At 75.1% G+C, this 7,512-nt stretch carries 7 protein-coding genes; 6 read left to right on the forward strand and 1 reads right to left on the reverse strand.

Annotation, left to right across the window (positions count from 1 at the left end; all coding sequences use genetic code 11):
* Window positions 1-331: 331 nt before the first annotated feature.
* Window positions 332-1,990 (reverse strand): L-lactate permease, encoded by a 1,659-nt coding sequence (locus tag WG209_RS15435; RefSeq protein ID WP_337175957.1) that lies wholly within the window; start codon window positions 1,988-1,990, stop codon window positions 332-334.
* A 247-nt stretch (window positions 1,991-2,237) separates the two neighbouring features.
* Here WG209_RS15435 and raiA point away from each other — a divergent pair, with 247 nt between their 5' ends.
* The 6 genes from raiA to WG209_RS15465 form a co-directional block, all read left to right on the forward strand.
* The gene (raiA, locus tag WG209_RS15440) at window positions 2,238-2,591 is read left to right on the forward strand and encodes a ribosome-associated translation inhibitor RaiA (RefSeq protein ID WP_337175958.1); all 354 of its coding nucleotides are present in this window, start codon (window positions 2,238-2,240) and stop codon (window positions 2,589-2,591) included.
* A 169-nt stretch (window positions 2,592-2,760) separates the two neighbouring features.
* Window positions 2,761-3,231, forward strand: coding sequence for a PTS sugar transporter subunit IIA (locus WG209_RS15445; protein ID WP_337175959.1), 471 nt, complete (start codon window positions 2,761-2,763; stop codon window positions 3,229-3,231).
* Between the two features lie 136 nt (window positions 3,232-3,367).
* Window positions 3,368-3,706, forward strand: coding sequence for an HPr family phosphocarrier protein (locus WG209_RS15450; RefSeq protein WP_337175960.1), 339 nt, complete (start codon window positions 3,368-3,370; stop codon window positions 3,704-3,706).
* On the forward strand, window positions 3,703-5,505 hold the full coding sequence (gene ptsP / locus WG209_RS15455) for a phosphoenolpyruvate--protein phosphotransferase (protein ID WP_337175961.1): 1,803 nt from the start codon (window positions 3,703-3,705) through the stop codon (window positions 5,503-5,505). The genes WG209_RS15450 and ptsP overlap by 4 nt, the downstream gene beginning before the upstream one ends.
* Window positions 5,506-5,782: 277 nt before the next feature.
* Window positions 5,783-6,556 (forward strand): TIGR03936 family radical SAM-associated protein, encoded by a 774-nt coding sequence (locus tag WG209_RS15460; RefSeq protein ID WP_337175962.1) that lies wholly within the window; start codon window positions 5,783-5,785, stop codon window positions 6,554-6,556.
* A partial coding sequence (locus WG209_RS15465; RefSeq protein ID WP_337175963.1) for a hypothetical protein occupies window positions 6,553-7,512 on the forward strand: 960 nt, incomplete at its 3' end. The genes WG209_RS15460 and WG209_RS15465, both read left to right, overlap by 4 nt.

The raw sequence follows: 7,512 nt of genomic DNA on the forward strand, positions 1-7,512 counted from the left end.
GCGACGGCCCGGGGCCATGCAAGGCGGTAGCCCTTGGGCGCAAGCTCGCCCGGCAAGGGGCACGATTGCTTCGTGGACAACATGGACCAAGGAACAGTCCATCCTCCCTTCTCCCCTGGTGGGAGAAGGTGCCCCGGAGGGGCGGATGAGGGGGCGCGACCGACGGCCGCTCGCGCTACAACGGCGAGGATCTTCGCCGAGTCGCGACGCCGATCGCCCCCTCATCCGGCCTTCGGCCACCTTCTCCCACCAGGGGAGAAGGGATGCTTGTCGTTGCCTTCATCGCCAGGATCTCCACGTAGCGAAGACCCCGCGACCGGCCCATCCACTATTATAAGGATGCGGGCGCGCCTCCCATTATGGTCGCGGCGATCCAGACGACGGCGGCGACGATCGCCGCCATGGCCAGGCTGTATCGCAGCGCGGCGCGGAGGACCTCGGCCTCGTGCCCCTCGTCGCCGGTGGCCGCGGCGGCCACCACGATCGACGCGGCGGCGACCATCTTCCCCATCGCCCCGCCGGCGGCGTTGGCCGCGCCCATCAGGATCGGCGAGAGCCCCAGCTTCGTCGCCGTGATCTTCTGGAGGCTCCCGAACAGCGCGTTGCTCGACGTCAACGACCCCGTCAGCGCGGTCCCCAGCCAGCCCAGCATCGTCCCGAAGACGGGGTAGAGCGTCGCGCCGGCCCGGGTGAACGCCAGCCCCAGCACGGCGTCCATCCCCGAGTAGCGGGTGACGAACCCCAGGGCCAGCATGCAAAGGATCGCCCCCCCCGGCGGGGCCATGCGTCGCAGCGTCCCGAGGAAGATCCGGCCCATCTCCGCCGGCCTCACCCCCGCGATCAGCCCCCCCATGACCGCCGCCAGCAGCACGGCCGTCCCCACCGCCGACAGCGGCGCGACGTCGACCACCGCCGGCTCCAGGTCGGCCGGCGTCGGCGACGGCCTCCCCGTCACCGCCTCCCCGCGCGCCACCTGCTTGTGCAGCGCGGCGACCTCCACCTTCCACGTCCCCCAGGCGTCCAGCCGGGACTTCACCGCCGGGGTCGCCCAGGCCATCACCGCCGCCGTCAGCAGCGCGAACGGCAGCCACGCGGAGACGACCCCTCGCCTCGACGCCGGCGGCGCCGCCGCGGCGAACGTCGCGGTCGGGTCGCCGTCCTCCTCGAAACGCCATGCTTCCGCCGGTCGCCAGAGCCGCAGCGCGAGGACCGCCGCGACCAGCGACGCGATCGCCGAGGCGATTGAGACCAGCTCGACCCCGACGAACCGGGCCCAGAGGAGCTGGACCGTCGCGTAGGTCAGCCCGACCGCCAGCAGCGGCGGCCACGCGCCCAGGATCCGACGCGGCCCGGCGACGATCCCCGCCAGCGCGAAGGGCGTCAGCAACGTCGTCGGGAAAAGGATCCAGGCCGTCGCGGCGCTCAGCGCCTGGACGTCCATCCCCGAGACCCCTCCCAGGGTCGTCAGCGGGATGCCCACGCTCCCCCACGGGACGCACGCGGTGTTCGCCACCAGCGCCAGGACCGCCGCCCGGAGCGGCCGGAAGCCCAGGCCCACCAGGAAGGCCGCCGCGATGGCCACCGGCGCGCCGAAGCCGGCGCAGCCCTCCAGGAACCCGCCGAAGCAGAAGGCCACCAGCACCGCCTGGATCCGGCGGTCGGGCGAGACCCGGGCGATCGACGCCTTCATGACCTCGAACCGGCCGGTGGCGACCGCCAGGTCGTAGAGGAACATCGCCGACACCACGAGGTAGACGATCCGGATCAGCCCGAACGCCGCCCCCGCGCCGGCCGCCGACGCCGCCATCCGCCAGGGCATCCCGAACCCCAGCGCGGCCGTCGCGCAGGCGACCAGGAGCGCCGCGCCGGCCGCCTTCCACGCCGCCGCCCGGCCGGAGATCAGGAGCCCCATCAGGGTGAGGATCGGCAGGGCGGCGAGCAGCGTCGACGCGGGTTGCCAGCCGGCCGGGTCGTAGTCCTGGATCCACATCGGGGCGGGCCCTCGGGGGGAGCGGGCGGGGGAGGGGGACGGCCCCCATCATAGGGCCGACGGCCGCCGACGGAAGCCACCCGCCCGGCGCCGGCGCCACCGGAACGGGCCCCCCGGATTGGATCGAAGGTGGGTTGACCCGGCCTCGCGGCGGAGGTTATGGTGATTCGAGCGACCCGCCGCGCCCGCCATGGCGGGCCTCCTCCGGGCCCGGCCCGACCCAGGACGATCGCCAAGGAGTCGATGGGTGAGAATCACGATCTCGGCGCGGAACGGCGAGTTGACCCCGGCGCAGCGAGAGCGGCTGGAAGAGAAGGCCCAAAAGCTGACGAAGTTCGGCCGGCTGATGTCGATCGAGATCGCCGCCGGCCAGGAGAAGGCCGTCTGGCGCGTCGAGTTCCAGGTGAGCGCCGAGCACAAGAACGACTTCGTGGCGGCCGAGACCGCCACGAGCCTCGAGGCGGCGGCGGACCAGGGGCTGCACAAGATCGAAGGCCAGCTCAAGCGGTACAAGGAAAAGACGCAGAATCACAAGGGCGACGTCCCCCAGGGCGGGCTCCCCTCGCGATCGGCCGCATCGGCCGCCGACGAGGTCGAGTGAGCCGGTCGGGATCGAGGACGTCGGCCGCCCGGCTCCCCCACGCGGGGCGTGGAGCGATAGGCCGGGCCCCGGGCGCATGGCTCCCCCCCATCCCGCGACGAGGGGGCGGGGGGCGGCCCCGGCATGAAGGTGGACCGATCGGCCTGGCGGCCCGTCGATGGAGGGGCGGATGAAGTTATTGGATTTCGTGGTCCGGGACAGCATCATCATCGACCTGAAGGCCACGTCCAAGGAGGAGGCCATCCGCGAGATGGTCTCCGCCCTGCACGCCGCCGGCCAGCTCGCCGACGGGGAGGTGGAGAGCGTCGTCCGGGCCATCCTGAACCGGGAGGAGCTGGGCTCCACCGGCATCGGCATGGGCGTCGCCGTCCCCCACACCCGGCACCCGACGCTGCAGCGCCTGATCGGCACCGTGGCCCTGTCGCAGGGGGGGGTCGACTTCGCCGCGCTGGACGGCGACCCGGTCGACATCTTCTTCCTGCTGGTCTCGCCCCACAACCAGCCGGGCGACCACCTGCGGGCGCTGGAGAACATCTCCCGGCACCTGAAGGACGAACGGTTCGTCAGCTTCCTGCGGCAGGCCAAGTCCTCCCAGGACGTCGTCGAGGTGCTGGAAGAGGCCGACGGCGCCGCCGTCTGACCCCTCCGCCGAGCGAAGGCCGGCGCCGCCCCGCCGGGGCGGCCCCGGCGGACCTGCCGCGAACGACACGACAACGCCCGCGACGGACGGCCCCCCGGGCCGATCACGCCGGCCCATGACGCCGATCGAGCCGCCGATGATCCACGAAACGACCGTCGCCCGCCGCGGGATCGAGATCCTCAACAGCCTGGGCCTCCACCTCCGGCCCGCCGACAAGTTCGTGAAGCTGGCGCTGCGCTATCAATCCGACGTGCGCGTCCACTTCAACGGCGGCAGCTTCAACGGCAAGAGCATCCTGGACCTCACCTCCCTGGCGGCCGAGCGCGGCTCCCGGCTGGAGGTCGAGGCCCGCGGCCCCGACGCCGAGGAGGCCGTCGCCGCCCTGGCCGCGCTGGCCGCGGCGCGGTTCTACGAGGACGACGACGGCGAGCCGATCGAGGCCGAGCCCGGCCAGGGCGCGGAGCCGCCGCGATGACCGGGCCCCCGGGAGGCCCCACCCCGGACGACCTGGGCGAGCCGGCCGAGCCGACCCTCCGCGGCGTCGGCGTGAGCCCCGGCATCGCCATCGGCCCGGTCGTCGTGCTGGACCCCCGGGGCCCGCGGCCGCTGGCCCGTCGGATCGCCGCCGAGGCCGTGCCGGCGGAGATCGCCCGGCTGGAGTCGGCCCTGGCCGCCGCCGCCGCCGAGGTGGCGCTGGCCGAGGAGGAGGCCCGCGAGCGGCTCGGCCCGCAGTACGCCGGCATCCTCGCCGCCCACGCGGCCATGATCGGCGACCCGCAGCTCGCCGCCGACGCTCGGGCCCGCGTCGAGCGGCGTCGGATCACGGCCGAGCACGCCGTCATCGAGATCCTGGAGGCGCTCGCCGACCGCCTGGAGACCCTGAGCGACTCCCACCTGTCGGCGCGCGCGGCCGACGTCCGCGACATCCAGGCGCGGATCGTCGACCGGCTGGCCGGGGGGCGGCCGCCGTCGTTCCAGGACGGCCTGGCGGCGCCGTCGATCATCCTGGCCCGCGACCTGACCCCCAGCGACGCCGCCCAGCTCGACCCCCGCAGGGTCCTGGGCTTCGCCACCGAGGCCGGCGGCCGGGCCAGCCACACCGCCATCGTCGCCTCCGCGCTGGAGATCCCCGCGGTGGTCGGCGTCGGCAGGCTGCTGGACAGCGGCCGGTCCGCCCGCCAGGCCGTCATCGACGGCGAGGCCGGGCTGGTCATCCTGGACCCCTCGCCCGAGGAGCTGGAGCGCTACCGGGCCGCGGCCGAGGCCCGGGTCGCCCGCTTCCGCACGCTGTCGCGCGAGGCCGCCCTGCCGGCCGTGACCCGCGACGGCGTCGAGGTCGGGCTCCACGCCAACATCGAGTTCGTCGACGAGGCCGCCGCCTGCCTGCGCTGGGGCGCCGCGGGGATCGGCCTCTACCGCACCGAGTTCCTGTACCTGCGCTCGACGACGCCGCCGACCGAGGAGGAGCAGTTCGCCGCCTACGCCGAGGCCGTCGGCACCATGCGGGGCCGCCCGGTCGTGATCCGGACCCTGGACCTGGGCGCCGACAAGCTGTCCGAGCACGTCGGCGACATCGGGCCCGAGGCCAACCCGGCGCTGGGGCTGCGGAGCCTGCGGTACTCGCTGCGCCGGCCGGAGATCTTCCGGACCCAGATCCGGGCGGCGCTGCGGGCGGCCGCCCTGGGGGACGTCCGGCTGCTGCTCCCCATGGTCACCACGCTCGACGAGCTGCGCCGGGCCCGCGACCTGATCGGCGAGGTCGCCGCGACGCTCCGGGCCGAGGGCGTCCCGCATCGCGACGCCCCGCCGCTGGGCGCGATGGTCGAGGTGCCGGCGACCGCCCTGATGGCCGACCGATTCGCAAAGGAGGTGGACTTTTTCTCAATCGGCACCAACGACCTGATCCAGTACACCCTGGCCGTCGACCGCACGAACGAGGCCGTGGCCGACCTCTACAGCGCCGCCGACCCCGCCGTCCTGAGGCTGATCGCCCGGGTCGTCGAGGCCGCCGCCGCGAGCGGGATCCCCTGCGCCGTCTGCGGGTCGATGGGGGGCGAGCTGCTCTACACGACCTTCCTGCTGGGCCTGGGAGTCCGCGAGCTGAGCATGGCGCCGCACCAGATCCCGGAGGTCCGCCGCGTGATCCGCGGCGTCGACGTGGGGCTGGCGCGGGCCGTCGCCGCCGAGGCCCTGACGCTGGACACGGCGGGGGAGGTCGTCGCCCTGCTGGAGCGAGCCCTCCCGCCGGCCCCCCCGGGCGAGCCGGCCGGCTGAACGCCGCCGGGCCGCCCCCCGACCATCCCCCGGGTTCCCCGCCCGGCCCCCGCCCGTCGCGACGACGGCCGGGCGAGGCCCCGCCGGGAACGCTCCCGACGAACGACGCACCCCGATCCGGACCGAACCGACCGCGCCAGCCGCGACGAGCCCCGAGCCGGGCCCCGACGAGACGCCTCGCGACCGACCCATCGCCGCCGCGTCCGCCCCGCCCCGCCCCCCGCTCCCCCCGGCCCCGCCGCCGACCGGACCGATCGCACCGAAGCACCGCCGCCTTATGACCCAAGCCGCCAAGGTCCGCCTCCGCTTCGCGAAGCGCGGCGACCTCCGCCTGACCAGCCACCACGACCTGATGCGCTGCCTCGAGCGCCTGCTGCGCCGCGCCGCGATCCCGGTGGCCGTCACCCAGGGCTTCTCGCCCCGGCCCAAGATCACCTTCGCGCTGGCGATGGGCCTGGGGATCGAGGGGCTCGGCGAGGTCGTCGACCTGGAGCTGGCGGAGCCCCTGGATCCCGGCGAGCTGATGGGCCGCCTGGCCGCCGCGTCCCCCCCGGGGCTCGATTGGCTGGACGCCCGGGCGCTGGAAGCCTCCGCGCCCCCCCCTCGGCCCGCCTGGGCCGAATACGAGATCCCCGTCCCCGAGGCCCGTCGCCAGCCCGTGGCGGCGGCCCTCGAAGTCCTCTTGCAGAGCGAAAGCCGCATCGTGACCCGGCGGCGGCCGGACAAGGGGCGCACGACCGAGTTCGACATGCGCCCGCTCCTGCTCGAAGCCGCCATGACCCCCGGCGGGGCCCTGCGCGTCCGCCTGAAGGCCTCCGCCGAAGGCTCGGTCCGCCCCGAGGAGGTGCTCGAAGCCCTCGGCGCGCGCGACCTCCTGGAAGGCGGGGCCGTCCTGACGCGCACCCGCGTGGAACTGCTGGCCGACCGCCCCGCGCCGACGCAACGTCCGGCCACGGGCGTGACGCCCCCCGAGACATCCCCCGGGGCCGACGAGCCCCGGGCCCCCGAGACAATCCCCGTCAACCGCGATCACCCGGAAGGCGTCGCATGAAAAAAGAAATGCTGATCAACGTCCTCCAGCCGGAGGAGTGCAGGATCGCCATCATCGAGAATGGCGTCCTGGAAGAGCTCTACGTCGAGCGCAGCAGCCACGAGAGCTACACCGGCAACATCTACAAGGGCAAGATCGTCAACCTGGAGCCGGCCATCCAGGCCGCCTTCGTCGACTTCTCCGTCGGCCGCAACGGGTTCCTCCACGCCTCCGACGTCGAGCCCCAGTACTACGACCGCCACGGCGCCGTCGCCGGCGCCGACGACGAGGGGGACGACGCCGAACCCCCCGCCCCCCGCGCCCGCGAGCCCAGGGCCGAGCGCGAGCCCCGCGCCGAGCGCGAGCCCAGGGGCGACCGCGAGCCCCGCCGCCGCGAGCGCCCCGAGCGCGAGCGCCCCGACCTCTCGATCAAGGGTCGTCGCGACCGCTCCGAGTCCCCCCGGCGCGTCGGCGAGGGGCTCGACGACGAGCGCGAGCGCGAACGCCAGCGGGACCTCGCCGCGCCGGCGCGGCCGGCCCCCGAGCCGCCCCGCGAGCCCGAGTACGAGGAAGACCGCCCTTCCGCCCGCGGCCAGGGGGGCGCGACGTCGTGGGGGAAGTCGTTCGAGTACGACCGCGAGGTCGAGGACGTCGAGGCGGCCGAGTCCCGCTGGGGACGCCCCCGCCGCGAGGAGCCCGAGCCGTTCGACCCCGACCTGCCCCCGAGCCGGACGGCCCGTCGCCAGGCCCCCACGCCGCCCCCGCCGCCGCCGCCGGCCGCGCGCGACGCCGACGAGTTCGGCTTCGGCTTCGGCCTGGGCGTGGAGCGCGACGAGCGAGGTCGCGGCCGTTCCCTGTTCGGCGACCATGACGCCCCGGCCCCCCGCGGCCGCGAGGCCGACGTCGAGCCCGACGTCGACGCCGAGCCCGAGCCGCCGGCCGCCCGTCGCGAGCGCGAGCCCCGCCGGGGCCGCGGC

The sequence above is a fragment of the Paludisphaera sp. genome (assembly GCF_037189885.1).
Classification (GTDB): Bacteria; Planctomycetota; Planctomycetia; order Isosphaerales; family Isosphaeraceae; genus Paludisphaera.

Coding starts and splice junctions, on each gene's coding strand:
- WG209_RS15445 (WP_337175959.1), top strand. CDS start 2,761: ATGAAGTTATTGGATTTCGTGGTCCGGGACAGCATCATCATCGACCTG.
- ptsP (WP_337175961.1), top strand. CDS start 3,703: ATGACCGGGCCCCCGGGAGGCCCCACCCCGGACGACCTGGGCGAGCCG.
- WG209_RS15435 (WP_337175957.1), bottom strand. CDS start 1,990: ATGTGGATCCAGGACTACGACCCGGCCGGCTGGCAACCCGCGTCGACG.
- WG209_RS15460 (WP_337175962.1), top strand. CDS start 5,783: ATGACCCAAGCCGCCAAGGTCCGCCTCCGCTTCGCGAAGCGCGGCGAC.
- WG209_RS15450 (WP_337175960.1), top strand. CDS start 3,368: ATGATCCACGAAACGACCGTCGCCCGCCGCGGGATCGAGATCCTCAAC.